The sequence below is a fragment of the Microbispora sp. H10885 genome (assembly GCF_014161415.1).
Classification (GTDB): domain Bacteria; phylum Actinomycetota; class Actinomycetes; order Streptosporangiales; family Streptosporangiaceae; genus Microbispora; species Microbispora triticiradicis.
This window is the reverse complement of sequence record NZ_JABBWY010000001.1, coordinates 392034-418535: the sequence shown is the minus strand read 5'-3', so window position 1 is coordinate 418535 and position 26502 is coordinate 392034. Positions and strand designations below refer to the sequence as shown.

Here is a 26502-nt window from a genome sequence, read left to right as displayed (position 1 = left end):
TGGTCGGCGAAGGGGTCTCCCATACCCGGGAGGCCGGACCGCCGACCGGAGGGCAGCCGTGAGCACAGCCGTACGTCCTGGGCAGGTGAGATCATGCGTGCCCGGGATCTCCTAGTGCCGTTCCCCACAGTGGGGCTCGACTCCCCCGTGGCCGAGGCCGCGCGTCTCATGGCCGAACGCGAACTGCCGGGGCTGATCGTGCTGGACGAGCACGGCACGCCGGTGTCGATCCTGCCGGGCACGCAGGTGCTGCGCCTGGCCGTGCCCCGCTACTGCCAGGACGATCCGGCGCTGGCCCGGGTGATCGACGAGGCGCACGCCGACGCGTTCGTACGCGCGCTGGGCGGGCGCACGGTCCGGCAGGCGTTGCCGGAGCGTCCGCGCGAGCTGCCGGTCACCGACCCGGACGCCACCCTCCTGGAGATCGGCGCGCTGATGGCGCGCACCCGAAGTCCCCTGGTCGCGGTGCTGGACGGCGGGCGGCTGCTGGGCGCGGTCACGCTCTCCGCGCTGCTCAAGCGGCTCGCATGACGGTGACCGCCTGGGTGGCGGCGATCGTCTTCGCCGCCACGTACGTCCTCATCGCGACCGAGAAGATCCACCGGGTCAAGGCCGCCCTGGGCGGCGCCGCGATCATGCTGCTGGTCCACGCGACGGCGGCCGGCTCCGCGTTCTTCTCGCAGGAGTCCGGCGTGGACTGGAACGTCGTCTTCCTGCTGCTCGGCATGATGGTCATCGTCGGCGTGCTGCGGCAGACCGGCGTGTTCGAATACCTGGCGATCTGGGCCGCCAAACGCGCCAGGGGACGGCCGTTCCGGCTCATGGTGCTGCTCCTGGTGATCACGGCCCTGGCGTCGGCGCTGCTGGACAACGTCACGACCGTGCTCCTGATCGCGCCGGTGACGTTCCTCGTCTGCGAGCGCCTCGCCCTGCCGGTGGCTCCGTTCCTGATCGCCGAGGCGATGGCGTCCAACATCGGCGGCACCGCGACGCTCGTCGGCGACCCGCCCAACATCATCATCGCCTCCCGCGCCGGGCTGACCTTCAACGACTTCCTCGTCCACCTGGCGCCGCTGGTGATCGTGCTGATGGCGGTGTTCATCGGGCTGTGCCGGGTCTTGTTCCGCCGCGCCTTCCGGTACGACCCGGAACGGGCCGCCGAGATCATGCAACTGGACGAGAAGGCGGCCATCGAGGACCGGGTCATGCTCGTGCAGAGCCTGTCCGTGCTCGGGGTGGTCGTCGCCGCGTTCGTGCTGCACCCGGTGCTGCACTACGAACCGTCCGTCGTGGCACTGCTCGGCGCGGGGCTGCTCGTGCTGGTCACCAAGGTCACCACGGACGAGGCCCTGCGCGAGGTGGAGTGGCCGACGCTGGTGTTCTTCGCCGGGCTGTTCGTGATGGTCGGCGCGCTCGTCGAGACCGGCGTGATCGCCCAGGTGTCGCAGGCGGCGGCGGAGGCGACCGCCGGGCGGCCGGGCGTGACGGCCATGGTCCTGCTCTGGGCCTCGGCCGGGCTGTCGGCGATCGTGGACAACATCCCCTACGTCGCCACGATGAGCCCGATCGTGGCCGACCTCGCCCAGCACGTGCCGGGCGACCACGACGTCCTGTGGTGGGCCCTCGCGCTGGGCGCGGACCTCGGCGGGAACGCCACCGCCGTCGGCGCCTCCGCCAACGTCGTCATCCTCGGCATCGCCGAGCGCAACGGCGCGCGCATCAGCTTCTGGGAGTTCACCAAGTACGGCCTGGTCGTCACCGTCGTCACCGTGGCCCTGGCCACGCCGTACCTCTGGCTGCGCTACCTGCTCTGAGCCCGGCTCAGTGGAGCCGAAGTGCCGGCGATCGCCCGACAGCTCCAGCGATTTAGCCCATATGCGCATTTCGGCCTGATTTCGGGAATCCGCGTCCCCGGTCCGCTCATCGGACCGGGGAATTGCGCTCGCGAATATGAGTAGGGGGATACTTACGCGAGCCGACCGCGATTCTTCGTAACGTTTCTTCGAGGAGCCCGTCATTCGGGAAGCCCGCCCCCGTTCCCTTCGGACGACCCGGCCCGTCCCGTCCGGGCGACCCCGACCCGTTCCCCTCGAATCACCCCGACTCGTTCCGGAGACGATCATGCCGGTACGCCTGATCGTGGCCCTCGCCGTGGCCGCCGCCGCGTTCTGGGCCACGCCGGCGCAGGCCACGAGCTGCCCACCCCCGCCCAACGTGATCGGTCAGACGTACGAGCAGGCGTACGCGACGCTCAACGGCCATTTCGGCTATGGGGTCGTGACCGTCCCCGATCCCGTGCCTCCCGGGACGAGTTTCGTGAGCAGCGCGGTGACGTTGTCGTGCATCGAATTCAAAATCACGGGTGTCCGGGTCTACCTGGAAGGGCAGGTGCCCGACCTGACCGGGATGACGCTGACCGCGGCCACCGCCGAAGCGGAGAAGGCCGGGTTCGGCGTGACCACCGGGCAGCCGGAGGCCACCGGCGAGTGGAAGGTCGCCCAGCAGACTCCCGCGCCCGGCGGGCGGCTCGCCTACGGGCAGGCCGTCAGCCTGCTCCTCGACGGCTCGATCGAGGTGCCGTACCTCATCGGCCGTTCGGTCGCGGAGGCGCGGCAGATGACGGCGGACCTGGGGCTGACGCTCGGAGGGGTGGACGACGCGCGCGACGACCAGATCGTCGAGGACCAGAGCCCGCCCGGCGGAGGCGAGCTGACCATCGGCGACGCCGTCTACGTCGTCCTGAGCGAAGTGTCCGCGGTGAGCCCGCCTGTGAGTCCACCGCTGAGCCCACCTGTGAGTCCACCGGCGAGCCCGGACGACAGCCCCGCACCGAGTCCCCCGGAGTCGCCGCAGCCGGAGGAGTCGCCCGAGGCGAGCCCTGAGCCGGTGCCGACGGTCCCGTTCTCCGGCGAGGAGACGGGCTCCGACTTCGGTGTGCAACCGTGGCTCGCCGTCGTCGTGGTCGCCGCCGCGCTCCTCGGCCTCGCCGGATGGAAGGCCCGGGACGGCCGGCGCGCGCCCGACCGGGACCACGACCGCCGCCGGGAGGTACGACTCGTCTCCCACGCCGATCCGTCCCCGAACGTGCGCATCCACGAGAGCCGCGACTCCCGCCCGGCCGTACGCCTCCACGCGGTCGCGGACCCGGGTCGGCAGGAGATCCGGGAAGGCCTGTCATGAACCTGACCATCAACCCGAATCCGGGCACGGCCGCCATCGCGCTCTACGACGGCGCGCGCGGCGCGGTGGCCGCGGCGGTACGCGTCGTCCGCGACCCCCAGGTGATCAACACGATCTGCCGCGACGCCCCGGACCTCGCCGGACAACTCGTCGCTCAGCTGCCCGAGGCCGGCGCCGGCCTGCTCCACGGGATCACTCTCGGGACGGTCCTGGCGGCCGGGTGGCAGAAGTCCGGCGAACTGCGGGCCGCCGCGGTGCGCAGTCACGAGGAGGGCTTCCGTGGGAAGACCAACCAGACCCGTCTGGCCGCGCACTCGATCACCTCCGAGCACCGCCCGTACGTCGAGGTCTACACCGACGAGCGCAAGGTGCTCACGATCACGTTCTCCGTCGATCTGACGTTCACGATCGGGCTGCTGCACGCGGGAATCCGCGACGGGCGGCTGGTGACCCTCCATCCCGGCGGGGACTGCGAGGTCGCCGTGAGCTGGGGGATGGAGGGGTTCAAGATCGGTGAGAAGAAGGTGCCGATCCGCGTCCCAGCCGTCGCCGTTCCCCTCGGCGCCGGAATCCTGCTGGCCCGGCCACCCTTCTGACCGCGTCCCGCGTTCGACTTCCGGACGCGATCGTCAGGCACTGCTCACCCCTGCGTACCGATGACGAAAGGAGATGTTCAGCCTGGCGGAATTTGATCGTATCGCCTGCTGTATGCACGAAAGGTACGTCTGTGAGCTCCTCCCTCTCCCGCCGTGATCTCATGCGCTCGGCCGCCGCCGGCGGCCTCGGCATCGCCGTCGCGGGCAGCATCGAGGCCATCGCCGGTCCCGCGGCCGCCCAGGCCGTCCAGGCCGGGGTCGGCAAGACGACCGGGTACGGGCCCGTCGTCCCCGACCCCGCCGGTCTGCTCGCCCTGCCGAAGGGCTTCTCCTACAAGATCGTCGCTCAGGCCGGGACGACGAAGCTGGAGTCCGGCGAGCCGACCCCGAGCGACGCCGACGGCACCGGGTGCTTCGCCGGCCGCGACGGCTGGGTCCTGGTGAACAACCACGAGATCGGCGGCAGCGAGCCGTACGGCGTGCCCGCCCTGCCCGGCCTGACCTACGACCCCGGAGCCAAGGGCGGCACCACGAACATCGAGGTGGACCGGAACGGCAACCGGGTGCGCGAGTACGTCAGCGTCGCGGGCACGCACAACAACTGCGCGGGCGGCATCACGCCGTGGAACACCTGGCTGACCTGCGAGGAGACCGAGCAGCGGGCCGGGGGCGCGTTCCAGAAGGACCACGGCTACGTCTTCGAGGTGGACCCGTTCGACCGGGCGGCCAACCGCGACCCGGTCCCGCTGAAGTTCCTCGGCCGCTACTCCCACGAGGCCGTCGCCGTGAACCCCCGCAACTCGGAGATCTACCTGACCGAGGACGCGAGCGGTCCGAACGGGCTCTACTTCCGGTGGGTCCCGCCGAAGCACTTCCACGCCCGCAAGGGCGCGCTGCGCGCGCTGGCGCTCGGCCCGGGCGGCGACACCGCCGGGAAGCTGCAGGCCATGCGGTGCCGCAAGGGCGGCAAGCACATCGCCGACCTGTCCGAGGCGACCCAGCCGGGCACCCGCTACAAGGTCGAGTGGGTCGACGTGCCGGACCGGGACGCCAAGACGACCTCGGTGCGCAAGCAGTTCACCGACGACCAGGTCACCCGCAGCCGCAAGCTGGAGGGCGCCTGGTGGGCTGACGGCGGCGCGTACTTCGTCGCCAGCTACGCCCGGCACGACGACGGCAGCAGGAACGAGCACGACGGGCAGGTCTGGTTCTACGACCCCGAGTCGGAGACCGTCACGCTCAAGACGATCTTCGGCGTCAACCCCGACCCGGAGCAGGACACCAACTACGACGGGCCGGACAACATCACCGTCTCGCCGTACGGCGGGGTCATCCTGGCCGAGGACGGCGAGGGCCTGTCGCACCTGGTCGGCGTGACCGACAAGGGCACGCCCTACCCGATGGCCCGCAACGAACTCAACGACAGCGAGTTCACCGGCCCGACGTTCAGCGCGGACGGGCGCATCCTGTTCGCCAACATCCAGACCCCGGGCTACGTCTTCGCGATCACCGGCCCCTGGACCCAGAAGCACGACGGGCACGGGCACGGGCACCACTGACCCGCCTGAGGCGTCCACCCCACCCCCCGGGTGGGGTGGACGTGTTTCCGGGGAGCATTGCGCCGGGTGACCGGCACGGCTCAGGCGAGGAGGTGGGCGAGGCCGAGCCCGGCGGCGGCGGCGAGGACGCCGAGAACCAGGCTGCCGAGCGCGTTGAGCCCGGCCTCCAGGACCGCACCCTCCTCCAGCAGCCGTACGGTCTCGAAACCGAACGTGCTGAACGTCGTGAACGCGCCGCAGAAGCCGGTGCCGAGCAGGGTGACCATCGCGGCGGGCAGCCCGAGATCGTCCCGGGCGCCGAGCAGCAGCCCGAGCACGAGCGACCCGGACACGTTGACCGCCAGCGTGCCCCAGGGGAACACGCTGTCGTGCAGGCGCTGCACCAGGCGGTCGGCCAGATAACGGGCGGGAGCGCCGACGATGCCACCGAGGAAGACGAGCAGCAGGGTCACGGCTCCGCCCGTCCCGGCTCACGCCCCACGTAGCGGTAGACCTCCACGGAATCGACGATCACCAGGCCCTCGGTCACCAGTTCGTCCAGTTCCGCCACGAACGCGCTGATCCTCTCCGGGACGTCCACGATGACGACGGCGATGGGCAGGTCCTCGCTGAGCGACAGCAGGCGGCTGGTGTGGATGCGCGAGGAGGCGCCGAAGCCCTCGATGCCCCGGAACACGCTCGCCCCCGCCAGGCCCATCTCGTGCGCCCGATGGACGATCTCGGTGTACAGCGGCCGGTGCCGGTACCGGTCGCTCTCGCCTATCAGGATCGTCAGCCGCTGCGCGGGGCCGTGCAGTCTCATCCGCCCCTCCTCCCGCGCCGCCGTACGGGGAGGCCCGCCAGGGCGCGGGCGACGACGATGCCGCACCACACCGCGATCAGCCCGGCGACCACGCCGGCAGCGGCGTACGCACCGGCCATCGGCCACGCGCCGTGCGACGACCTGTCCACGATCTCCGTCGTGAAGGTGGAGAACGTCGTGAATCCGCCGAGGACGCCGACCCCGAGGAACGGACGGACATAGCGGCGCGGCGGCCAGACGTCGAGGACGAAGACCATCAGGGCTCCGAGCGCGAAGCAGCCGGTGACGTTCGCGAGGAACGTCCCCCAGGGGAATCCGGTGGGCGGCGCGGGAAAGGCCCGGCCGAGCAGAAACCTGGCCACGGCGCCGGCTCCGCCGCCGAGCGCGATCACCGCGAGGACGTCCCAGCCGCGGCGGCGTGCGGGGGCCGCCGGGCGGAACACGTCCCGCTCGTGCCGGAGGTCCACGTCGGGGTCGATCGGCAGGCCGGCCTCTTCCCGATCGCCGCGTACGCGCCGGCTCACGCCGTCCTCCTCGTCCTGGTCACCCGGCCTTCCGGGTTCGTCGCCCATCCGTGGATCCCGTACGCCGGTCGCGAAGAGGCGCGAAGGGAGCCGGTCCGCACGAGTGGGTCCCAGTCTACGTACCGGCCCGTGGCCGCCACCGGCCGCCGTGGCCGCAGGCGAGCGGCGGATCAGCTGACCCTGTCCCTAATCAGGAATTTTTTCGGACCACAAATATCATGTTACGGAGAGCCGACGAGCGGGACATCCGAAAGCCGCCACTTTCCGGAAGTCAATCCCCTCCGACCTGGCCAAACCTAGAAAACCGACATATGGCAATTACTTAAACAATCGGCCATATATGGTTCTATTGACATTAAACCGCGGTCGCCGTTGACTTGTTAAGTATGGGCGTGATCATGAAGACGAGACCGGCGGGGGTGTCGCCGGGACGATCCGCCGGATCCGGCCCGCGCACGACTACGGTCACGCCTTGCTGAGCGCCGCCGGCGGCTCCGGCGTCTCCGGCACGGCCGGCCCCGGCCGGTCGTACGGCCCTCCCCTCACCGTCGACCTGCGCGGAACACCGGGATCGGTGTCGTGGCGGCCGGTGGACATTCAGCCGGACACCGAGCCGGACGCGGAGGCCCTGCCCTGCGTCGTGCTGGCCGACCGCGCGGGCTGCGCCGAGTTCGCCGTCCTCCAGGACGCCCTGCACCACCTCGGCGTGCCGAGCGTGCGCGTCGACGCCGAGACCATCGCCTCGCTGCGGCTGTCCGCCACGGTCAGCGCCGGCGACGCGAACGGCGACGCGAACGGTGTCGCGGGCGGTGTCGCGGGCGGTGTCGCGGGCGGTGTCGCGGGCGGCACGACCGGCGGCGGGATGTGCGGTGTGCTCGACCTGGACGGCCGCCGCATCGCGCCGACCGTCGTGTGGGCGCGCCACTTCTCGCCCCGGGCCATGCCCGCGACGGCGGACGCCGTGGAGACCCTCCTCCGCGCCGAGTCCTGGCACGCGCTGGTCCGCCAGCTCTGCTCGCTGGCCCCGGCGAGCCTGCCCGGCAACCGGCCTGGCCGGCTGGAACAGCTCGCCGGTGCGGCGAGGGCCGGTGTCCGCGTCCCCCGCACGGTCGTCACCACCAGCCCGGCGGAGGCCGCGGCCGCCATGGACGGGCCCAGGGTCGTCGTCAAGGTCGTCGAGGAGCACTTCGTCGAGACCGAGCCCGGGCTCCTGACCGGGGTCCTCCCCGAGGTCGCGGCCCGCGAGGAGGTGCTGCGCCGGCCCGCCCTCGACTACCCCGTCATCGTGCAGGAGTACGTCGAACACGACGCGGAGCTGCGGGTCTACCACGTCGCCGGCGCCCTGCACGCGTACGCCGTGGGCAAGCGGTCCCCCGACTCGCCGTGGCGCGAGGAGGGCGAGGTGACGGTCACCCCGGTCGCCGTCCCGCCCGCGGCCGCCGACGCCGTACGGCGGCTCGCGGGCCTGTGGGGGATGACGTACGGCGCCTTCGACCTGCTGCTCAGGAAGGACGAGGTGGTGTTCCTGGAAGTGAACGCGGACGGCGACTGGCGCTGGTTCGAGGCGAAGGCCGGGGGACACGCGGTCTCCACGGCGGCCGCGCTCGCGACACGAACGCTCCATCTGGCGGCCCTGGGCAACGCCGTGCCCCCGCCGCCGCTCGACCTCGTCGACTTCCTCCTGCTGGGCGCCAGGACAGCCGGTTCCGTCCGGTGACCGGGGTCGCCGCGGAGACCGGGACCAAGGAACGCACCATGGGTGACGCGATCTCACCGCGACTGCACTGCTCGATTCTCGGTCCGCTGGAGGTCCACGTGGCGGACCACCGCGCGGTCATCGGCGCTCCGAAACAACGACTGCTCCTGGCGATCCTGCTGTGCCACGCGAACGCGGTCATCCCGTCGGAGCAGTTGATCGACTGTCTGTGGGGCGAGACCCCGCCACGCACGGCGCGCAAGAACCTGCAGGTCTACGTGTCCGCGCTGCGCAAGATCGTGGGCGACCGGATCAGCTTCCAGGGGTGGGGCTACCGGATGCGCGCCGACCGCGAGGAACTCGACCTGCTGCGCTTCCTGGAACTGAGCAGGTCGGGCCGCGCCGCCGTCCGGAGCGGAGACCTCCCGTCCGCCGCCACGCTGCTGGGCGACGCCGTCGGCATGTGGCACGAACGGCCGCTGGTCGAGTTCCGCCACGTCCCGCTCGTCGCCGCCGAGGTGGGCCGCTTCACCGAGCTCTTCCTGTCGGTCTACGAGGACTGGGTGGAACTGGAGATCGAGCTCGGCCGCCACGTCGAGGCCCTGGGCTCCCTCGACGTCGTCGCCGCGCGGTTCCCCGCCCGCGAGCGCGTCGCCGCGGCGAGGATGACGGCGCTGTCGCGGTGTGGGCGGGCCGCCGAGGCATTGTCCCATTTCGAGGGCCTGCGGCGGCACCTCGCCGCCGAGATGGGCATCGATCCCAGCCCGCTGATCAGGCAGCTCTACCAGACCATCCTCCGGGGTGACGGGCCTCCGCCCCCGCGGCTTCCCGGCCTGGCCGGCGCCGCCGTCCGCCCCCGGCCCGTACGGGCCCTGGCGAACCGGCTGCCCCGCGACGTCGACGACTTCGTCGGCCGGGAGACTGAGGTGCGGCGCGTCCTCGAGGAGCCCGCCCACGTGACGGTGATCACCGGCGGGCTGGGCGCCGGCAAGACCGCCCTCGCCGTACACGTCGCGCACCTGCTGGCCCTCCGCTATCCGGACGGCGCCGTGGTGATCCCGCTGCGGCGCGACGGCGTCCCCCGGCCGGCCGCCGGCGTCCAGCGGGAGATCCTGGAGAGCGTGGGCCTGGATGTCACCGGCGTGCGCGAGGACGACGCGCTGGCGTCCGTCTGGCGGTCCTGGCTCGCCGACCGGAAGATCCTGCTGGTCCTCGACGACGCGCCGGACGAGGCGAGCGTACGCGTGCTGCTTCCCGGCACCACGTCGAGCAGGGTCCTGGTGACGAGCCGGAGCAGGCTCAGCGGGCTGGAGTCGGTGGCCCGGATCGGTCTCGGAGAACTGTCCGCGAGCGAGGGCGTCGAGTTCCTGAGCCGGGTGATCGGCCGCGACCGGGTGGCCGGGGACCTGCCCGCCGTCCTGCGGATATTCCGGAGGTACGGGCTGTCGCCCCTGGTCCTGCGCCTGCTGGGGGCCCGGCTCGCCGGGCTGTGGCACCTGCCGCTCAGTCTGCTGGCCGAGCGGCTGGACCGGACCGCGAACGTGCTGGACGAGTTCGTCGCCGGGGACGTGTCGCTGCGCCGGCGGTTCGAGGAGTCCTACGCCCACCCGTCGTGGCCGCACCGCACCGCGTTCCTCGCCCTGGGCGCGCTCGGCGGCCCGGTCTTCGGGCACGAGGAACTCGTCGAGGCCCTGGACCGCGCCGGCGAACCGGGCGAGCGGGTCGTCGAGTCCCTCCTGGAGGCCGGCGTCCTGTCGATCTCGCAGACCCCGGCCGACGCCGAGGTGGTCGCCCACTCCCTGGCGTACGCGATGTCACCGCTCGCCCATCGGTTCGCGGCCGAACTGCACGGAAACCGGGAGCGCTGACGAACCGGGATCATCCGGACCGGTACCGGTGGGCACGCCGAGGCCTCTCAGGGCGGGGCCGAGCGAGGCGAACGCGCGGCCAGTATGGCGGCGGCATGGCGTCGCCATACTGGCCCTGAACCCCTCGTCCCTACCGTTGGCGGCGTACCACAGTGGCCGGCAGGCCAGGCACGACCAGGAGGTGGGCCGTTGAACAGCCACGACGTTCAGACCGGGCCGGCGCCGTTCGACCCGCTGACGGCCCTGCGCGAGGCGGGGCATCCGGTGGACCTGCTCAACGAGCGGCAGCGGCAGGTGTTCGCCGAGCTGAGCAGGCCGGAGGTCGAGCTGCTGAACTCGATCAAGACCCGCCTGGACGAGGCCGCGGGCGAGGTCGAGGGCCAGGAACTCAAGCTCGTTTGACATCCTCCCCTCCCTTGAGGAAGGGGATTCCGACCGTCGCCGGTCGGGTTTCCTGCTTCACCGCCGGTTGCCCCGTCCGAGAGGGCTCTCGTTGAGGTCTTACCCCAGCTCCACAGGCGTTTCACCTCTCCGCCAGTCCGGCGGCGAGGATGTTCCTGGCGGCGTTGACGTCCCGGTCATGGGTCGCGCCGCAGGCGCAGTCCCCGACCCGGACGTTCAGCGGCATCGACTTCTGCAGTGCCCCGCAGGCCGAGCACAGCTTGGAGGTGGGAAACCACCGGTCGATCACGACCAGTTCCCGCCCGTACCACCGGGCTTTGTACTCCAGCATCGACCGCAGTTGTCGCCAGCCGGCATCGGAGATGGCGCGGGCCAGCGAGTGGTTCTTGACCATGTGGCGGACGGTGAGGTCCTCGATCACGACCGTTTGGTTCTCGCGGACGAGCCGAGTGCTGAGTTTGTGCAGGAAGTCCCGGCGCCGGTCGGCGATCCGGGCGTGGGCGCGGGCGACCTTGAGCCGGGCCCTGGCCCGGTTCGCGCTGCCCGCCGCTTTACGGGCCAGCGAGCGCTGGGCCTTGGCCAGGCGCCTGCGGCCGGCCCGCTCATGCCGGGGATTGGCGACCTTGCCGTTCTCGTCGGTCAGATCGGGGATCGGGCGGGACAGGGTCACCAGGCTGGTGATCCCCGCGTCCACCCCGACCACGTCCCCTGCCTGCTCGGGAGTCGGATAGAAGCGGTAACGGTAGGCCCGCTTCACCGTCTGCGCCACGCCGCACATCATGCCACCCGGCCAGCCGAGAATCGCATGTTTGTTCGCATGGCACTCCAACCAACAGCGAAACGCCGACCCCTGCCCCGCTCCGCAGGGAGCCCGATCCCTCCCCCGCCCGAAGGCGGGGGTCTCCGCGGAGGATCTTGATGACCGCCGGGGCGGCCCGCCCTGCGCGCCGGAACGTCGTGGTCGTCTTCATCGACCTGGTGGGCTCGACGGAGCTGGCCGAACGGCTCGATCCCGAGCTCCTCCGGGACGTCCTCGACCGCTACTACCAGGCGTGCACCTCCGGGATCAGCGAGCACGGCGGCGTGGTGGAGAAGTACATCGGGGATGCGATCATGGCCGTCTTCGGCATCCCCGCCGGCCGTGAGGACGACGCGCTCCGGGCGGTCCGCGCCGCCCACGCCGCCCTGCAGGGGGTGCGGGAGCTGAGCGACGGCCTCGCTCCCACGCACGGCATCCGGCTCGACGTGCACTGCGGCGTCAGCGCCGGGGAGGCGGTGGTCATCCCCACCCCGGGAGCGGACCTGCGCGTCATCGGCGACACCGTCAACACGGCCGCCCGCCTGCAGTCCGCCGCGGGCGTCGGCGAGATCCTCGTCGGGGACGAGGTCGCGCGCCTGGTCCGCGCCCAGGCGCGGCTGGAGCCCGTGCCGCCGCTCACCCTGAAGGGCAAGAGCAACCCCGTGCGGGCCTGGCGGGTGACCTCGCTGGAGCCGGACGCCGGGGACGACGACGACCAGGTCCCGCTCATCGGCCGCGCCGCGGAGACCGCGCGGCTCCGCACGGCGTACCGGGAGGCGGTGCGGGACCACCGGTGCCGGGTGGTGACCGTGTTCGGCGTGCCGGGCATCGGCAAGTCCCGGCTCGTACGCGACTTCGTCCACGAACTGCCCGCCGAGGTCACCGTGCTCACCGGGAGGTGCCGCTCGTACGGCGCCGGGATCACCTATCGCCCCATCGCGGAGATGATCGAGTCCCTCGGCGACGACTGGCCGGACACGCTGGAGGCGGCGAGCGGCGCCGCCCTTCGCGGCCTGGTGACCGCGCACGCCGCACGCCCGCCGCGTACAGGAGAGGACGCGGGCGTCGAGGAGATCGCCCGGGCGGTGTGCGCGTTGTTCGAGGCGCTGGCCCGGCGCGAGCCGCTGGTGGTGGTCTGGGAGGACCTCCACTGGGCCGAGCCGACCCTCCTCGACCTGATCGACGACCTCACGACGTGGCTGGTCGACGTGCCGGTCCTGGTCGTACGGGTGGCCCGGCCCGAGTTGCTGGAGGCGCGGCCCTCCTGGGGGATCGACGTCGGCCGCGCCGTCGCGTTCGAGCTCGGCGCGCTGGACATGGCGCAGATGGAGCGGCTGGTCGCCGGGCTCGCCGAGCTCCGGTCGCCGGAGGGCGAGGTGGTCGCCCACGCCGTGGCCACCGGCCCGGCCCTGTTCCGGCGGGTCGCGGAGAGCTCCGACGGCAACCCGCTGTTCGCCGAACTGCTGCTGGAGACGCTGGCCGAGGAGGGGGAGGACGCCCCGCTGCCGCGCACCATCCAGGCGCTGCTCGGCGCGCGGCTCGACCTGCTCGACGACGGGGAGCGGGACGTGCTCGAACGTGCCGCGACGATCGGCCACGTCTTCACCCTCGACCAGCTCGGCGTCCTCTGCGCGGCGCAGCCGGAGACCCGGTTCGACGTCGACGAGACGGTCGGGCTCCTGATCCGCAGGCGCCTGGTCCGGCGCGGGGAGGCGGCGGGGTCGTTCCACTTCACCCAGACGCTGACCCGCGACACGGTCTACGCCATGACCCGCAAGGACCTGCGGGCCACGTGGCATCTGGCCCTCGCCGACCGGATCTCCGGGCGCTCGGGGCGGGCTGAGGCCGCCGTCTCGTCCTCGTCCGGGGAGGAGTCGTCGCACGGCGACCTGACTCACCATCTGGAGACCGCCTGCCTGCTCAAGCGCGAGGTGCGGCCGGACGACCCGCTGCTGCCGGCGCTGACCGAGCGGGCCGCCCGCGCCCTCGTCGGCGAGGGCACCCGGGCCCTGCACCGCAAGGACCTGCCCGCGGCCATCGCCCTGCTGGAGCGGGGACGCGACCTGCTGCCGGCCGGGCACCCCGAGCACCGGCCGCTCGCCGTACGCATCTGCGACGCAGGCCTGGCCCGGGGCGAGGCCGACCGGCCGTACGCCGCGCTGGACATGGCCGAGCGGATGCTGCCGGGCGACCCGCGCACCCGGCTCACGTGCGCGGTCCAGCGCGAGACGCTGGCGGTGCGCTTCGGCACCCGGCCCGCCTCGGCCAAGCCGTTCCGGGACCTGCTGGCCGCCGACCCCGGCGACGATCTCGGCTGGTGCCGGTTCCACCACCTGGAGGCGCTGCTGCGCATCGGCGAGGGCCGCTTCGGGGCGGCCGAGGCCGCGCTGCGCGAGGCTCTGGACCGGGCCCGCTCCCTCGGCGACAGGTACGAGGAGAACCGCCTGCTCAGCGGTTTGTGCGAGCTGGCGCAGTGGTCCCCCACCCCGCTGGCGGAGGGGCTCTCCCTGTGCGCCGGTCTGTCGGCCAGGTTCTGCGCCGACCGGGCGATGCTCCTGCCCGTCCTGGTCACCGAGGCGCGCCTGCTCGCGCTGGCCGGTGACGTCGCCGAGGCGTGGGCCGTCCTCCACGCCGCCGACCGGCACGCCCGGGACCTCCACCTCGACCTGGCCGCGGCCGCGGTCCTCCAGGTGCGCGGGCTGGTGGAGTCGCTCGTCGGGCGGCACGCCGAGGCCGAGGCGCTGTTCCGCCGGGCGGCGGCCGACCTCCACCGGGTGGGCCAGTCCGAGCCGGCCAGGACGCTGGAGCTGTACGCGGCGCGCGAGCTGCTGCGGCTGGGCCGTCACGCCGAGGCCGCGGGAGAGCTGGCGCGGCTGCGCTCGACGGGCACGCGGCTGCAGGCCCGCGGTGAGCTGACCCTTCTCGCGCTGAGCGCCTGGGTCGCGTCCCTCGACGGCGACCACAGCGCGGCGGGCGCCCTCGCCGCCCGCGCGGAGGAGCTGCTCGCCCGGACCGACGACCCCTGCCTGCGGGGGGACGTGCTGGCCGACCTGGCGAAGGTCCACCACGCGGCCGGGCGCACCGGCCCGGCGGCCGAGGCCGCGGCCCGCGCGCTGCGGGGGTACGCGGCCAAGGGCGCGGAGCTGCCCGCCCGGCGGGTACGCCGGTGGATCGAGGAGGAGAGGCTACCGTGACACAGCCCCCCTGGCGCCGCGAGCGGCGTGAGCAGTTCCCCGGCGTGCCGGCCTGGAGCCTGGCGACCTCACGGCTGGCGCCGGAGGAGTTCGGCGTGAGCCGCCTGGAGGAGGTCACCAGGGAATGGGCGTGGGGCGACGACGGCACGGGGCCCGCCGACGGGGCGGGGGTGCGCGTCTGCGTGCTCGACACCGGGGTGGACGCCTCCCACCCGCGGGTCGGCCACCTGGACCGTTCGCTGGTGGTCGCCGACGACGGCGGGGACCTCACGGTCGTCGACTGCGACCCGGCCGACCCGGTGGGGCACGGGACCGCGTGCGCCGGCGTGATCCGCTCGATCGCCCCGGCCGTCTCGCTGACCTCGGTGCGGGTGCTGACCGACGGCCGGTCCGGCAGCGGCGCCGCCCTCCTGGCCGGTCTGCGCTGGGCCGTCGAGGAGGGGTTCGACCTCGTCAACCTCAGCCTGTCCACCACCAGGAGCCAGTTCCTGCCCGAGCTGCACGAACTGGCCGACCGCGCGTACTTCCGGCGCTGCCTGCTCGTGGCCGCGGCGCACAACATGCCGGTGGTCAGCTTCCCCTGGACGTTCTCCTCGGTCATCTCCGTGGCCAGCCACGACGAACCCGACCCGATGACCTACTACTACAACCCCGCGCCGCCGGCCGAGTTCTACGCGAGGGGCGTCCGGGTCCGGGTGGCCTGGCGCGGCGGCAGGGAGATCCGCAGCACCGGGAACAGCTTCGCCGCGCCGCACATCACCGGGATGTGCGCGCTCGCCCTGAGCAGGCACCGGTGGATGACCCCCTTCCAGCTCAAGTCCGTGCTCTACCTGGCCGCCAGCAACGTCGTCGTATCCAAGGGAGACGCGCATGTCCGTGCCTGAACGGCGCTCCGACAGCGAAATCACCGAGCGCAGGCTGCTGCAGTCGACCGTCGAGGTCGCCCGGCACGTGTTCGCCTCCGCCGCGGCGTCGGTCTTCCTGGTGGACCAGGAGACCGGCGAGCTGGTCTTCGAGGCCGTGTCGGGTGAGGGGGAGAAGCACCTCATCGGCACGCGTTTCCCGTCCGGCACGGGCATCGCGGGCTGGGTGGCGGCGAGCGGTCAGCCCATGATCGCCGACGAGGTGGCCGCCGTGCCGCAGTTCGCCCACGACGCCGCCGAGTCCACGGGATACGTCCCGCACAGCATCATGGCGGCGCCGGTCATCCGGGAGGAGAGCTGCATCGGCGTTCTGGAGGTGCTCGACAGGTCCTCCGACTGGCGGGGCGAGCTCGCCGACGTGGACCTCCTCGCGATGCTCGCCGCCCAGGCCGCGTACGGCCTGGAGTTGCTGCTGCGGCTGCGGCGGTCGGAGGCGGCGCTCCCGGCCGCGGCCGGCGGGGACGACGTCCACCTCCTGCTGCAGCGGATCTCCGACCGGGTGCCCAGGGGCGCCGGGGCCGCCGACCCCACCGCCCTGAAGCTCCTCGCCGTCGCCGAGGAACTGCTGCACTAGCGTTCAGCAGGGCCGCAGCATGTGCCGGAGAGAGGAACACCGAGATCGGTGCTTCCTCTACCGGCTCTGTTGCAGGAGGAACCGCCGCCTTAGGCTTCCTCGTCGTCCTCGTCTGCTTCCGCTCGAACTGCGAACGTAAGTGACGCCGCTTCCCGCCCCGCTATGTCCAGGATCCACGTATAGGCCTGCCCTGATCGAATCGGTAGACGGCCAATTCCGATGGCAAAACTGGCATGAAACCCCACCATCTCCGTCAACTCGTCGATCGGCTTGTCTTCATCAATAAGATGGACTCGACCGCCGAACTCAAGTGGCCTACGTTCACCGCCATCCGACGCGACGCTCACAGGTCGACGCTGCGCGTCCAGCAGTCGTAGGACGAAGTCGATGGGGTGAACGGCTTCATGGGCGTCTATACGGAGGAACGTCACTACGGACATGGGCGGAACTGATGGCCCCACGATGGACCAACCTCCGCCGAGGATACCGATTTTTCCCGTCCCATCCTCGTTATGTGCCGCATCCGCGAGAACGAGAAATGCCTCCATCAGGTGTCCACCCGGTCGATCCTGGAGCGTGGCACTATGCGCGTCCGGTCCCTCTCCAAGACCGAGAGTTCAGCCCAAATGGACTTTGGACCACTGAATGCGTCGACACGGATCCGGGCCGCCGAGGGCCGCTTGCGCAGTCGGTGGAATCGTTCGTCAACGGGGATCTCCGAGCCGAGCATTTCCTGGAGCATACGGTGAAGCCGCTGCCGGGCAGCGTCACGAAGTCGCTCCCTGAAGTCGATGTCCGGTGTGTCCGGTGAGGTCACGTGCCAGCCAGACCTGGTTTGCCGATAGTCGACGGTCAGAGATCGGGGTCGGGTTTTGCGCTTCTCCCCAGCGTTGAACGCCGCGATGACGTCCTCCAGGGGTTCGTCGTCCTCGTAGAAGTCGTTGGCGTTCATACCGTCATCCCCCGGATCCTGCAGCGCACCAGCACCTTGCGGCGGCCATCTGAAAGGTCTGCCAGACGTAGTCGAGACCGAGCCTGCACTGCACGGCGTCCCTGACTTCGTCCGGGGTGAGGTGGTGACGGTGGACGATCTTCTCTGAAGTCCTTGAGCTGATGTTCAGCCTCGCTACCCACAGATCGTCACTCATAGATCTCCTGCGCCGCCCACGTCAGACGATACAGAGGAAGAGATCGCTGAAGAGGGAGTTCACCGAGGTAGCGCCGGCCATCGAAACTGAACTGCTCGTGCTGTCACGCCGTTCTGGCATGGCTTGGCCGACTCTGGTGGCGTCGGGGAGATTGCCGACCTGGTCAACAGCGGTATGAGCCGGGCGAAAGCCGTGACTGCCAGGGGGGACGCCGCTCATGGAGATGCCCGTTGTCAACCGTTGCGAGGCCACCTCGTGCGTGTACAACCGTGACCGCAGGTGCCACGCGACCGCTATCACGGTCGGCGACCTGTCCCACGCGCACTGTGACACCTTCTTCACCACCGCGGGGCCGGGCGGCGACCAGCAGACCGTGGGCCGCGTGGGCGCGTGCAAGATGTACGACTGCCGGCACAACGTGGCGCTGGAGTGCCAGGCGCCCGGCATCGACATCGGTTACGTGCAGGACGAGGCCGACTGCATGACGTACGCGCCCGCCTGAGCCGGACGGGGCTCAGGCGGGCGGTGCTCAGGCCGCCGCTCAGGCGGGCGGGGCGTACCGGGCAATCGGGTTGACCAGGTCGCCGGCCGTCTGGAGCGCGGCCGACGGGTCGGCGAGGTCCACCATCTGCCGGTTGTCGCGCAGTTGCAGGCGGTTGAGGCACGAGAGCGCGAACGTCTCCGCGAACAGGTCGTGGCGCCGGAACCGCTCGGCGAGGTGCGGCGCCGACCGCCGGTAGTCCGCCGCGCACTCGGCGACCGTGCGCCAGAACGCCTCCTCGCCGAGCACGCCGCCCGTGGCCAGGATCGCGTTGAGGAAGCGCAGGAAGCAGTCGAACACGTCGGTGAAGATCGACAGTAGGCGCATGTCCTCGGGCACCTCGGCGCGGATCCGCCGCACGCCGGGCGGCAGGTCCGTGTCCGGGTCCATCACCACGATCTCCTCGGCGATGTCCTTGAAGATCGCCCGCTCCACCGCGCCGCCGTCGAGCACCAGGATCACGTTCTCGCCGTGCGGCATGAACGCGAGGCCGTACGCGTAGAAGGCGTGCAGCAGAGGGGTGAGATAGGCGTCGAGGTAGCGCCGCAGCCACACCTCGGGCGGCAGGCCCGACTGCTCGATCAGCGCCGCCGCGAACGACCGGCCTTCCTCGTCGACGTGCAGGAGGGAGGCCATGGTGGCCAGGCGCCTGCCCGGCTCCAGGACCGCCACCGGGCTCTCCCGCCACAGCGCCGCGAGCATCTTCCGGTACGGCGAGTGGGGACGGGTGGCCGACTCGTACAGGCGGTCGCGGTAGCCGGCGGCGGCCCGCTCGCGGATGATCGTCAGGCGGGTGGCGCGGAAGACCTCGTCGTCCCGCAGCAGGCCGGCGAGCCAGTCGTTGATCGCCGGGGTGGCCTCCATGTACGCCGCGGACAGGCCGCGCATGAAGCCCATGTTGAGCACCGACAACGCGGTCTTCACGTAGTGCTTCGACGGCGCGCCGGCGTTGAAGAACGTGCGCACCGACTGCTGGGGGAGGTAGTCGTCGTCGCCGGGGCCCAGGCAGACCAGGCGCCGTGTGGCGACCGCCGCGGCGAAGGTGACCGACAGCTTGTTCCACCACTGCCACGGGTGGACCGGAAGGAGCAGGTAGTCGGTCATGTCGAGGCCGAGGCCGGTGAGCGTGCCCGCGAAGCGGGCGAGGGTCTCCTCGCCGAGTTCGCCGCGTGTCAGCCGCTCGTAGTCGATGTCGCCGGAGCAGGAGAACACGCAGTGGTCGCGGTGGGCGGCCAGCCAGATCAGGCGTACGGGGGCGGCGGCCTCGGGGGCGTACCGGTGGTGGTCGTCGATCCCGTAGCCGATCCGGCCGCTGTTGGCCACGAAGCACGGATGGCCCTCGGTCATCGCGGCCTCGATCTCCTGGAAGCCGGCCTTCGCCAGTTCGTCCGCGCCGGCCGTGCGCCTGGTCAGCTTGTACGCGAGGCTCGCCAGCGTGGAGGAGATCTCCTCCAGGTAGACGGGGAGGATCTCGTCGGTCAGCCCGAGGGAGCCGCGCATCTCCACGACGAGGTCCAGTGCGTCGAGAGGCAGGGCCTCGCCCGTCGTGCGCTGCCGGGTGATCTCGCCGATGTGCCAGTGGTCGAGCGACAGCACCGTGGCGGTGAAGCGGTATTCCACGGCTCCGTCGTCGGACCGCACGGCGTACCGGCCGTCGCCGAGCGGGCGCGGGACGAGCAGCCGTTCGTGGGCGAACTCGGCGAGTGCCTTGCGGACCAGCCGCCGGTTGGCCTTCTCCCAGGTCGCCGGGGTGAGGTGGGCGACCGCCGCGACAGGATCGCCGGCAGGATCTCCGGCGAGGCTCCCGGCGAAGTGCTCGGCGGGGTTCTCGGCGGCGTCTCCGGTGGGGGTTCCGGCCGCATCGGCCGGATCGGCGGCGCGGTTTCCGGGGCCGGTCACCGGTGGATCCCCTCCCCCCGCACACCGGCCGCGACGCTCGCGGCGTGGAATCGCTCGCGCGTGCACACGCTCAGCAGGGCCTCCTTCTCGGGTTTGGCGATCACGCCGACGACCTCGAAGCCGACGGCCGCGTTCAGCGCGTGGACGGCGGTGTTGCGCACGTCGGGCTCGACGACCACCCGCCGCACCGCCGGGTCGGCGAACAGCATCTCCAGCACGGTGGTGATCACGGCGCGGGAGAAGCCGTGCACCGGGGTGCCGGTGGGCGCGCAGAGGAAGTGCATGCCCACGTCGCCGTCCCGCGCGTCGTACCGGCCCGCCAGCTCGACCCGGGCGGGGTCGTACCGCTCGGCCAGGAAGGCCGGGCGCCCGTTCACCAGCCCGAGGTAGGCGTCGCGGTGCGGGTGCGCCACGATCCGGCGGTACTCCTCGGCGACCTCGGCGACGTCCGCGTCCCCCATCATCCAGAACACGGCCTTGGGATGGGTCACCCAGGCGTGCACGATCTCCGCGTCGGCGTCGGGGTCGAGCCGGCGCAGGGCCAGTTCGCCGACCCCGTCGTGGACGCCGCGGAAGACGATCCCGCTCACGCGACCACCCCCTCGGGTGCGCCGAACTCCTGGAAGGCGATCGCCTTCTCGATGGGGTAGTGCTCGCGGCCGAGGATCTGGGCGATGATCCACGAGTTGCGGTACGGGCCCATGCCCAGGTCGGGCGAGGTGACGCTGTGCGCGTGGGTCGCGCCGTTCTGCACGAAGATCCCCCGGCCGGTGACGTCGACGCTGTAGTTCCTGGCCACGTCGAACCGGCCGCGCCGGTCCCACCGGATGCGGTCCCGTACGGGATCGAGGAAGGCGGGCGGCTCGTAGCGGTAGCCGGTGGCGAGCACGAGGCCCTGCGTGACGAGCGTGAAGTCGCGCTCCTGCTCCAGGTGGCGCAGGCCGAGCGTGTACTCGCCCCGGGCCGCGTCGTAGCCCGCGTCGCGCAGCTCGGTGCAGGTCAGCAGCCGCGCCGGGACCGGCCCGCCGACGGTCTTGGCGTACAGCAGGTCGTAGATCTCGTTGATCAGCGCCGCGTCGATGCCCTTGTGCAGGCACTTCTGCTCGGCTTCGAGACGGTAGCGGGTGTCCTCGGGCAGCGCGTGGAAGTAGTCCACGTAGTCCGGGGAGGTCATCTCCAGGGTCAGCTTGGTGTACTCCAGCGGGAAGAACCGCGGCGACCTCGTCACCCAGTTCAGCCGGTAGCCGTGGGTGTCGATGCCGGCCAGCAGGTCGCGGTAGATCTCGGCGGCGCTCTGCCCGCTGCCGACGACCGTGATGCTCTCCTTGGCGAGCAGGTCCTCCTTGCGGGCGAGGTATTCGCTGTTGTGGACGACGCCGCCGCCGAGGCCGCGGCAGGGCTCGGGCACGTACGGCGGGGTGCCGGTGCCGAGCACGAGGTGCGGGGCGCGGTGCTCGGTCCGCTCGCCGGTGTCCGTCAGCGCGTGGACGACGTAGCACCCGTCCGCCTCGTCGAACGTCACGGAGGTCACCCGGTGGCCGAAGCGGACGCTCCGCAGCCGCCCGGCGGCCCATCTGCAGTACGCGTCGTACTCGGCGCGGAGCTGGTAGAAGTTCTCCCGGATGTAGAAGGGGTAGAGCCTGCCGGTCTCCTTGAGGTAGTTCAGGAAGGAGTACGGCGAGGTCGGGTCGGCCAGCGTGACGAGGTCGGCGATGAACGGCGTCTGCAGCGTGACCGAGTCGAGCATCATCCCCGGATGCCAGGCGAAGCCGGGCCTCGCCTCCAGGAACAGCCCGTCGAGCCCGGCGACCGGCTCGGCCAGGCAGGCGAGGCCCAGGTTGAACGGCCCCAGCCCGATGGCGACGAAATCATGGGCGGACATGCGTTTCTCCCTGGTGGTCAGCTACTGGACGGGGCGGCGAGCGGCACGAGGTCGTCCACGTGGCGCTGGGCGTGACCGGCGAGGAGATCGAGGACGTACGCGACGTCGTCCCGCGTGGTCTCCGGGTTGAGCAGGGTGAACTTCAGGTAGTGGCGGCCGTCGACCGTCGTCCCCGCGACGACGGCCTCGCCGGAGGCGGCCAGCGCCTCCCGGGCGTACAGGTTGGCGTCGTCGGCCAGTTCGCGGCCCGGGCCCTCCGGCGGCAGGTAGCGGAAGACCAGCGTGCTGAGCGGCGACCGCGTGACGACCTCGAAGCGCGGGTCCGCGGCGACCATGTCGTACGCCTCGCCCGCGAGGTCCACCACCTGGTCGAACAGCTCGCCGACCGCGTCCGCGCCCATCACGCGCAGGGTCAGCCAGAGCTTCAGCGCGTCGAAGCGGCGGGTGGTCTGCAGGCTCTTGTCCACCTGGTTGGGGATCCCCCGCTCGGCCATCCGCAGCGGGTTGAGGTAGTCGGCGTGGTGGGCCGCGTGCCGCAGCACCGCGCCGTCCCGCACCAGCAGCGCGCTCGAGCTGACCGGCTGGAAGAAGGACTTGTGGAAGTCGACCGTGACCGAGTCGGCCCGCTCGATCCCGTCGAGCAGGTGCCGCCGTCTGCGGGAGACCAGCAGCCCGCAGCCGTACGCCGCGTCCACGTGCAGCCACACCCCGGCCGCCGCGCACAGCCGGGAGATCTCCGGCAGCGGGTCGATCGAGCCGAAGTCGGTGGTGCCCGCGGTGGCGGCGACGGCCATGACCGTCAGCCCGGCGCGGCGGCAACGGTCGAGTTCGCGGGCGAGCCCGCCGGGCCGCATGCGCCGCTCCGCGTCGGTCTCCACGGCGACAACCGCCTCCGGCCCGAGGCCCAGCAGGGTCGCCGCCTTGCGCACGCTGAAGTGGCCCGCCTCCGACGTGATCACCCGTAGCCGGGACAGCGGCACCCCGGCGGCGCGGGCCTCCTCGCGGGCGAGGAACAGCGCCTGGAGGTTCGACTGGGTGCCGCCGCTGGTGAAGACGCCGTCGGCGGCGGGGCCGAAGCCGATGCGGCCGGCCGTCCACTCCACCAGGCGGCGCTCGATGAGCGTGCCCCCCGCGCTCTGGTCCCAGGTGTCGAGCGAGGAGTTGACCGCCGAAAGGACCACCTCGCCCAGCAGTGCGGGGAGCACCACCGGGCAGTTGAGGTGGGCGAGATAGCGGGGGTGGTGGAAGTAGACGGCGTCGCGCAGATAGACCCGTTCGAGCTCGTCGAGCGCGGCGGCGTGGTCGTGCAACGGCCGTTCGAGGTCGATCGCGGCGATCTCCGGCGCGAGCCGCGCCGGGGCGACGCCGCTGAACGGCCGTTCGGTCCGGCCGACCTGGCCGGCCACGCGGGTGGTCCCGGCGGCCATCGCGCTCCGGTATCCCTCCACGGTGTGGTCGTTGAGCAGATACGACCGCGCGTCTCCGGCGCGGGGATGGGTCATGGTCATCCTTAGTTAGTTAGGCTAGGCAAACCTAAGTCGGTGGAGCGCGGACGGGGGCCCGGGTGATTTCCGGTGAGATACGGGTCAGCCGAGCTTCTTGGCGTTCCGGATCGCCGTCGCCAGGTTCTCCAGGATCGGCGCGGCGCCCGCGTACGAGAAGCGCGGCACCGGGTCCCAGGCGGCGACCTGGCCGGCCTTGACCGCCGGCAGCTTGGGCCAGGCGGGCTTGGCCTCAAGGTCCTTGGGCTGCAGCGCGGTGGGCCGGTTGTCGAGCAGGATCAGGTCGGCGTCGTACTTGCCGGCGTTCTCCCAGCTGAGGTTCTCGTAGTAGCCGCCGTCGCCGGGCTTCTCGGGCTCGACGACCTCGACCCCCAGCTCCGCGAAGTACATCAGGTCGGTGTTGACCTTCGGATTGGAGACGTACAGCACGTCGGGGCTGCCGGAGGCGGCCAGCACCTTGATCCCGGGGTTCTCGGCGACCGCCTTGCGCACGCTGTCGGCCGCGGCCTCGAACCTCGCCTTGGCCTGGGCGACGCCGGGGGACTTCAGGTCGGCGCCGAGGGTCTCGGCGAGGGCGGCGTAACGCTCGATCGTCTCGGTCATCGGCACCCGGGCGGCGCTGACGGCGACCGTGGGGGCGAGCTTGACGATCTTGTCCTTGCTCTCGTCCGGCACGTACCACAGCGCGCCGGGGTCGTACATGTGGGTGACGAGCAGGTCGGGGCGCAGCGCCGCGTACTTCTCGATGTTGAACTCGCCCCAGACGTTGCCGAGGATCGTCACCTTGTCCACGTCCAGGTCGCCCGCCTGCGGCTCCGGCGAGCCGTCGGCGCGCTTGGTCTCGCCGAACACGCCGACGAGCTTGTCCTGCAACCCGTAGTCGGCGAGGGCCGCCGCCGTGCCGGTGAACGCCACCACCCGCGCCGGGACCCCCGCCGCCGTGGCCGTCTCCTTCCTGTCGTCGGTGAAGGACCACGCCCCGGCGCTCGCACCGGCGGCGGCACCCTGGCTCGCGCCGGCGCTCTGACCTGCGGAGGAGGGGGCGGAACCGCCCGATCCGCAGGCCGCCAGCGCCAGCGTGAGAGCGGTGGCTCCGCCCGCGGCGAAGAGCCCGCGACGGGACATGGTGGTGTTCAGGTTTCGCACGGTTCGTCTTTCTCTCGCACAGTCATCCCCCCTTGGACAGATAGACGGGGGACAGATCGATTGTTAGGTTACCCTTACCTAAGTTCTTGTCCAGAGGGGCGATCGGAATTCGTCCCCCGCCCCGATGGAGCCGGCCGTGGTCGTCACCGAGTCCTCGCAGATCAGCGGGCCCGCGCGGGTGCCGCGAAAACATCAGGCGAGGGCCCGTCCGGTGGCCACGGTGCTCGGCCCGGCGCTCGCGCTGCTCGCCGTCCTCGTGCTGAGCCTCGGGCTCGGCGCCCGGCCGATGTCCCCGGCCGAGGTCTGGCAGGGGCTCGTGGACACCGGATCCGGCGCGTACACGGTGGTGCACGAGATGCGGCTGCCCCGCACCCTGCTCGGGCTGCTCGCGGGCGCGGCGCTGGGCGTGGCGGGCGGGGTCATGCAGGCGCTGACCCGCAACCCGCTCGCCGACCCCGGCCTGCTGGGCATCAACGCGGGGGCCTCCGCGGCGGTGGCGACGGCCGCCGGGCTGCTTGGCGTGGCGACGTTCCAGGGCTACGTCTGGTTCGCGCTGGCCGGCGCGGCGGCCGTGTCCGTGCTCGTGTACGGCGTGGGCGGCGGGCGGGCGGCCACCCCGGCGCGGCTGGCGCTCGCGGGAGCCGCGATCAACGCCGCGCTCTACTCGTACGTGAACGGGACGATGCTGCTCGACGCGGCCTCGCTGGAGACGATGCGCTTCTGGACGGTCGGCTCGCTGGCGGGCGCGCAGAGCGGGACTGTGGCCATGGTCGCGCCGTTCGTCGCGGCGGGGCTGCTGCTGGCCCTGGCCCTGGCCCGGCCGCTCAACGCGCTCGCCCTCGGCGACGACTCCGCCCGGTCGCTCGGCGCGCGTCCCGCCGTGATCCGTACGGCGGCCATCGTGGCCGTGACGCTGCTGTGCGGGGCGGCGACGGCGGCCTGCGGGCCGATCGTCTTCGTCGGGCTCATGGTGCCGCACCTCGTGAAGACGCTGACCGGCCCCGACCTGCGCCGGCTGCTGCCCTGCTGCGCGGTGCTCGCGCCCGTGCTGCTGCTCGGCGCGGACGTGCTCGGGCGCATCGTGGCCCGGCCCGGCGAGTTGCAGGCGGGCATCGTCACGGCGGTGCTCGGCGGCCCGCTGTTCCTGTACTTCGTGCGAAGGAAGGTGCGGGCATGAGGCCGGAATCCGCGTGCGGGCGGGCGGCGTGGGAGAGGTGCGGCCGGTGAGCGTGGTCCGCGCCGCCGCCGGGCGGCCCGTCGTGGCCGGAATCGTCGCCGTACGCCCCCGGGCCGTGGCCGTGGGGATCGGCTGCCTGCTGCTGGCGCTCGCCTTCGGCGTGCTCACGGTCGGCGGCGGCGACTACCCGATGAGCCCGGCGGACGTGCTGCGCACCCTCGCGGGCGGCGGCGGCCCGGCCGAGGACTTCGTCGTACGCGAACTCCGGCTGCCCCGGGTGGTGACCGCGCTGGTCGTGGGCGCGGCCCTCGCGCTGGCCGGCGCGATCTTCCAGGCGCTCGTGCGCAATCCGCTCGGCAGCCCCGACCTGCTCGGCTTCACCCAGGGCGCGGCGACGGGCGCGCTCCTGGTGGTGGTCGCGGGCGGCGGCAGCGCGGCCCTCGCGGGCGGCGCGGTGCTCGGCGGCGTCGTCACCGGAGTGGTGATCTACCTCCTGGCCTGGCGCGGGGGCCTGCACGGGCACCGCCTCGTGCTGGTGGGCATCGGCGCCACCGCGGTCCTCACGGGAGTCAACGGCTATCTGCTGACCCGCGGACGGCTCATGGAGGCGGCCCGCGCCATGCTGTGGCTCACCGGCAGCCTGGACGGCCGCGGCTGGGAGGACGCTCTTCCCCTGCTCGCCGCGACGGCGGTGCTGGTTCCGGTGGTGCTGCTCGGCTGCGCGCGGCCCCTGGCGATCACCGAGATGGGCGACGACCTGGCCCGCGGCCTCGGTGTGCGGGTGCAGGGACTGCGACTCGTCCTGACGGCGGCGGCCGTGCTGCTCGCCTCCCTCGCGGCGGCGGCCGCCGGACCGGTGTCGTTCGTGGCGCTCACCGCGCCGCATCTGGCCCGGCGGATGACCCGGACCCCCGGGCCCAACCTGCTCACCGCGGCCTGCGTGGGCGCCGCGCTGCTGACCGGCGCCGACCTCGCGGCGCAACGACTGTTCGGAGACCACCAGTTGCCGGTGGGAGTGGTGACGGGCGTGCTCGGCGGCGGCTACCTCGTCTGGCTGCTCGCCGCCCAGCGGAAGGCGGGCCGGATTTGA

At 72.0% G+C, this 26502-nt stretch carries 24 protein-coding genes and 1 pseudogene; 14 read left to right on the top strand and 11 right to left on the bottom strand.

All coding sequences use genetic code 11. The annotated features are described in order from the left end of the window. The first annotated feature begins 93 nt into the window (after positions 1-93). The 5 genes from HHX37_RS01765 to HHX37_RS01745 all read left to right on the top strand — a co-directional run bounded on the left by HHX37_RS01765 (position 94) and on the right by HHX37_RS01745 (position 5335). Complete coding sequence (locus tag HHX37_RS01765; RefSeq protein WP_111697468.1) at positions 94-531, top strand: CBS domain-containing protein; 438 nt, start codon at positions 94-96, stop codon at positions 529-531. Further along, positions 528-1814: an ArsB/NhaD family transporter gene (locus HHX37_RS01760; protein ID WP_182884295.1), complete on the top strand. Its 1287-nt coding sequence runs from the start codon at positions 528-530 to the stop codon at positions 1812-1814. The genes HHX37_RS01765 and HHX37_RS01760 overlap by 4 nt, the downstream gene beginning before the upstream one ends. Before the next feature lie 307 nt (positions 1815-2121). Next, entirely contained in the window at positions 2122-3180 is a 1059-nt protein-coding gene (locus tag HHX37_RS01755) for a PASTA domain-containing protein (protein ID WP_182884294.1), read from the top strand. Next, complete coding sequence (locus HHX37_RS01750) at positions 3177-3776, top strand: hypothetical protein (RefSeq protein WP_182884293.1); 600 nt, start codon at positions 3177-3179, stop codon at positions 3774-3776. Before HHX37_RS01755 ends, HHX37_RS01750 begins: the two co-directional genes overlap by 4 nt. A 131-nt stretch (positions 3777-3907) precedes the next feature. Then, positions 3908-5335 carry an alkaline phosphatase PhoX gene (locus tag HHX37_RS01745; protein WP_310740231.1) on the top strand — a complete coding sequence of 476 codons (1428 nt, stop codon included), beginning with the start codon at positions 3908-3910 and terminating at the stop codon, positions 5333-5335. Positions 5336-5415: 80 nt separating this feature from the next. Here HHX37_RS01745 and crcB read toward each other — a convergent pair whose 3' ends face one another. The 3 genes from crcB to HHX37_RS01730 are packed head-to-tail and all read right to left on the bottom strand — an operon-like array spanning position 5416 to position 6709. After that, a complete protein-coding gene (crcB, locus tag HHX37_RS01740) occupies positions 5416-5787 on the bottom strand; it encodes a fluoride efflux transporter CrcB (protein WP_138459737.1) in 372 nt (123 codons plus the stop codon). Further along, positions 5784-6137: a DUF190 domain-containing protein gene (locus HHX37_RS01735; RefSeq protein ID WP_111697463.1), complete on the bottom strand. Its 354-nt coding sequence runs from the start codon at positions 6135-6137 to the stop codon at positions 5784-5786. The genes crcB and HHX37_RS01735 overlap by 4 nt, the downstream gene beginning before the upstream one ends. Further along, on the bottom strand, positions 6134-6709 hold the full coding sequence (locus HHX37_RS01730) for a CrcB family protein (protein WP_182884292.1): 576 nt from the start codon (positions 6707-6709) through the stop codon (positions 6134-6136). Before HHX37_RS01730 ends, HHX37_RS01735 begins: the two co-directional genes overlap by 4 nt. 424 nt (positions 6710-7133) lie before the next feature. Between HHX37_RS01730 and HHX37_RS01725 the strand changes: the two genes are divergently transcribed. From HHX37_RS01725 to HHX37_RS01715, 3 genes are all read left to right on the top strand, one after another. Next, positions 7134-8378 carry an ATP-grasp domain-containing protein gene (locus tag HHX37_RS01725; RefSeq protein WP_182884291.1) on the top strand — a complete coding sequence of 415 codons (1245 nt, stop codon included), beginning with the start codon at positions 7134-7136 and terminating at the stop codon, positions 8376-8378. Between the two features lie 38 nt (positions 8379-8416). Beyond that, positions 8417-10225 carry an AfsR/SARP family transcriptional regulator gene (locus tag HHX37_RS01720; protein WP_182884290.1) on the top strand — a complete coding sequence of 603 codons (1809 nt, stop codon included), beginning with the start codon at positions 8417-8419 and terminating at the stop codon, positions 10223-10225. Positions 10226-10414: 189 nt separating this feature from the next. Beyond that, positions 10415-10627, top strand: coding sequence for an aroma-sacti cluster domain-containing protein (locus HHX37_RS01715; protein ID WP_111697459.1), 213 nt, complete (start codon positions 10415-10417; stop codon positions 10625-10627). On the opposite strand, the pseudogene HHX37_RS01710 reads toward HHX37_RS01715, so the two are convergent. Continuing rightward, positions 10614-11408 (bottom strand): annotated as a pseudogene (locus HHX37_RS01710) (RNA-guided endonuclease TnpB family protein). The gene HHX37_RS01715 and the pseudogene HHX37_RS01710 sit on opposite strands and share 14 nt — an antisense overlap. Before the next feature lie 137 nt (positions 11409-11545). Here HHX37_RS01710 and HHX37_RS01705 point away from each other — a divergent pair. The 3 genes from HHX37_RS01705 to HHX37_RS01695 are packed head-to-tail and all read left to right on the top strand — an operon-like array spanning position 11546 to position 16117. Then, positions 11546-14620: an AAA family ATPase gene (locus HHX37_RS01705; RefSeq protein ID WP_182884288.1), complete on the top strand. Its 3075-nt coding sequence runs from the start codon at positions 11546-11548 to the stop codon at positions 14618-14620. Continuing rightward, positions 14617-15504 (top strand): S8 family peptidase, encoded by an 888-nt coding sequence (locus tag HHX37_RS01700; RefSeq protein WP_111697457.1) that lies wholly within the window; start codon positions 14617-14619, stop codon positions 15502-15504. The genes HHX37_RS01705 and HHX37_RS01700 overlap by 4 nt, the downstream gene beginning before the upstream one ends. Continuing rightward, positions 15491-16117, top strand: a complete 627-nt coding sequence (locus tag HHX37_RS01695) for a GAF domain-containing protein (protein WP_182881827.1) — start codon at positions 15491-15493, stop codon at positions 16115-16117. Before HHX37_RS01700 ends, HHX37_RS01695 begins: the two co-directional genes overlap by 14 nt. A gap of 89 nt (positions 16118-16206) precedes the next feature. Here the strand turns inward: HHX37_RS01695 and HHX37_RS01690 are convergent, their stop codons facing one another. Together HHX37_RS01690 and HHX37_RS01685 are read right to left on the bottom strand one after the other, a co-directional pair. Further along, complete coding sequence (locus HHX37_RS01690; protein WP_182884287.1) at positions 16207-16665, bottom strand: DUF6941 family protein; 459 nt, start codon at positions 16663-16665, stop codon at positions 16207-16209. Further along, a complete protein-coding gene (locus HHX37_RS01685; protein WP_182884286.1) occupies positions 16665-17069 on the bottom strand; it encodes a hypothetical protein in 405 nt (134 codons plus the stop codon). The genes HHX37_RS01690 and HHX37_RS01685 overlap by 1 nt, the downstream gene beginning before the upstream one ends. A gap of 413 nt (positions 17070-17482) precedes the next feature. Here HHX37_RS01685 and HHX37_RS01680 point away from each other — a divergent pair, with 413 nt between their 5' ends. After that, positions 17483-17767 (top strand): DUF1540 domain-containing protein, encoded by a 285-nt coding sequence (locus tag HHX37_RS01680; protein ID WP_182875976.1) that lies wholly within the window; start codon positions 17483-17485, stop codon positions 17765-17767. Positions 17768-17806: 39 nt separating this feature from the next. Here HHX37_RS01680 and HHX37_RS01675 read toward each other — a convergent pair whose 3' ends face one another. From HHX37_RS01675 to HHX37_RS01660, 5 genes are all read right to left on the bottom strand, one after another. Further along, complete coding sequence (locus tag HHX37_RS01675) at positions 17807-19705, bottom strand: IucA/IucC family protein (RefSeq protein WP_182884285.1); 1899 nt, start codon at positions 19703-19705, stop codon at positions 17807-17809. Then, on the bottom strand, positions 19702-20295 hold the full coding sequence (locus HHX37_RS35435) for a GNAT family N-acetyltransferase (protein ID WP_182881825.1): 594 nt from the start codon (positions 20293-20295) through the stop codon (positions 19702-19704). Before HHX37_RS35435 ends, HHX37_RS01675 begins: the two co-directional genes overlap by 4 nt. Then, complete coding sequence (locus HHX37_RS35430; protein ID WP_220502532.1) at positions 20292-21587, bottom strand: lysine N(6)-hydroxylase/L-ornithine N(5)-oxygenase family protein; 1296 nt, start codon at positions 21585-21587, stop codon at positions 20292-20294. Before HHX37_RS35430 ends, HHX37_RS35435 begins: the two co-directional genes overlap by 4 nt. Positions 21588-21604: 17 nt before the next feature. Then, on the bottom strand, positions 21605-23089 hold the full coding sequence (locus HHX37_RS01665; protein ID WP_220502531.1) for a pyridoxal phosphate-dependent decarboxylase family protein: 1485 nt from the start codon (positions 23087-23089) through the stop codon (positions 21605-21607). Positions 23090-23173: 84 nt separating this feature from the next. Then, positions 23174-24235 (bottom strand): ABC transporter substrate-binding protein, encoded by a 1062-nt coding sequence (locus tag HHX37_RS01660; RefSeq protein ID WP_310740230.1) that lies wholly within the window; start codon positions 24233-24235, stop codon positions 23174-23176. Between the two features lie 136 nt (positions 24236-24371). On the opposite strand from HHX37_RS01660, the gene HHX37_RS01655 reads away from it, so the two are divergent. Continuing rightward, positions 24372-25412, top strand: coding sequence for a FecCD family ABC transporter permease (locus HHX37_RS01655; protein ID WP_310740229.1), 1041 nt, complete (start codon positions 24372-24374; stop codon positions 25410-25412). A 46-nt stretch (positions 25413-25458) separates the two neighbouring features. After that, entirely contained in the window at positions 25459-26502 is a 1044-nt protein-coding gene (locus HHX37_RS01650) for a FecCD family ABC transporter permease (RefSeq protein WP_310738196.1), read from the top strand.

What these genes read in the sequence shown, in the direction of transcription:
- HHX37_RS01765 (WP_111697468.1), top strand. Translation starts at nt 94, where the DNA reads ATGCGTGCCCGGGATCTCCTAGTGCCGTTCCCCACAGTGGGGCTCGAC.
- HHX37_RS01760 (WP_182884295.1), top strand. Translation starts at nt 528, where the DNA reads ATGACGGTGACCGCCTGGGTGGCGGCGATCGTCTTCGCCGCCACGTAC.
- HHX37_RS01755 (WP_182884294.1), top strand. Translation starts at nt 2,122, where the DNA reads ATGCCGGTACGCCTGATCGTGGCCCTCGCCGTGGCCGCCGCCGCGTTC.
- HHX37_RS01750 (WP_182884293.1), top strand. Translation starts at nt 3,177, where the DNA reads ATGAACCTGACCATCAACCCGAATCCGGGCACGGCCGCCATCGCGCTC.
- HHX37_RS01735 (WP_111697463.1), bottom strand. Translation starts at nt 6,137, where the DNA reads ATGAGACTGCACGGCCCCGCGCAGCGGCTGACGATCCTGATAGGCGAG.
- HHX37_RS01730 (WP_182884292.1), bottom strand. Translation starts at nt 6,709, where the DNA reads ATGGGCGACGAACCCGGAAGGCCGGGTGACCAGGACGAGGAGGACGGC.
- HHX37_RS01720 (WP_182884290.1), top strand. Translation starts at nt 8,417, where the DNA reads ATGGGTGACGCGATCTCACCGCGACTGCACTGCTCGATTCTCGGTCCG.
- HHX37_RS01705 (WP_182884288.1), top strand. Translation starts at nt 11,546, where the DNA reads ATGACCGCCGGGGCGGCCCGCCCTGCGCGCCGGAACGTCGTGGTCGTC.
- HHX37_RS01695 (WP_182881827.1), top strand. Translation starts at nt 15,491, where the DNA reads ATGTCCGTGCCTGAACGGCGCTCCGACAGCGAAATCACCGAGCGCAGG.
- HHX37_RS01690 (WP_182884287.1), bottom strand. Translation starts at nt 16,665, where the DNA reads ATGGAGGCATTTCTCGTTCTCGCGGATGCGGCACATAACGAGGATGGG.
- HHX37_RS01685 (WP_182884286.1), bottom strand. Translation starts at nt 17,069, where the DNA reads ATGAACGCCAACGACTTCTACGAGGACGACGAACCCCTGGAGGACGTC.
- HHX37_RS01680 (WP_182875976.1), top strand. Translation starts at nt 17,483, where the DNA reads ATGGAGATGCCCGTTGTCAACCGTTGCGAGGCCACCTCGTGCGTGTAC.
- HHX37_RS35430 (WP_220502532.1), bottom strand. Translation starts at nt 21,587, where the DNA reads ATGTCCGCCCATGATTTCGTCGCCATCGGGCTGGGGCCGTTCAACCTG.
- HHX37_RS01665 (WP_220502531.1), bottom strand. Translation starts at nt 23,089, where the DNA reads ATGACCCATCCCCGCGCCGGAGACGCGCGGTCGTATCTGCTCAACGAC.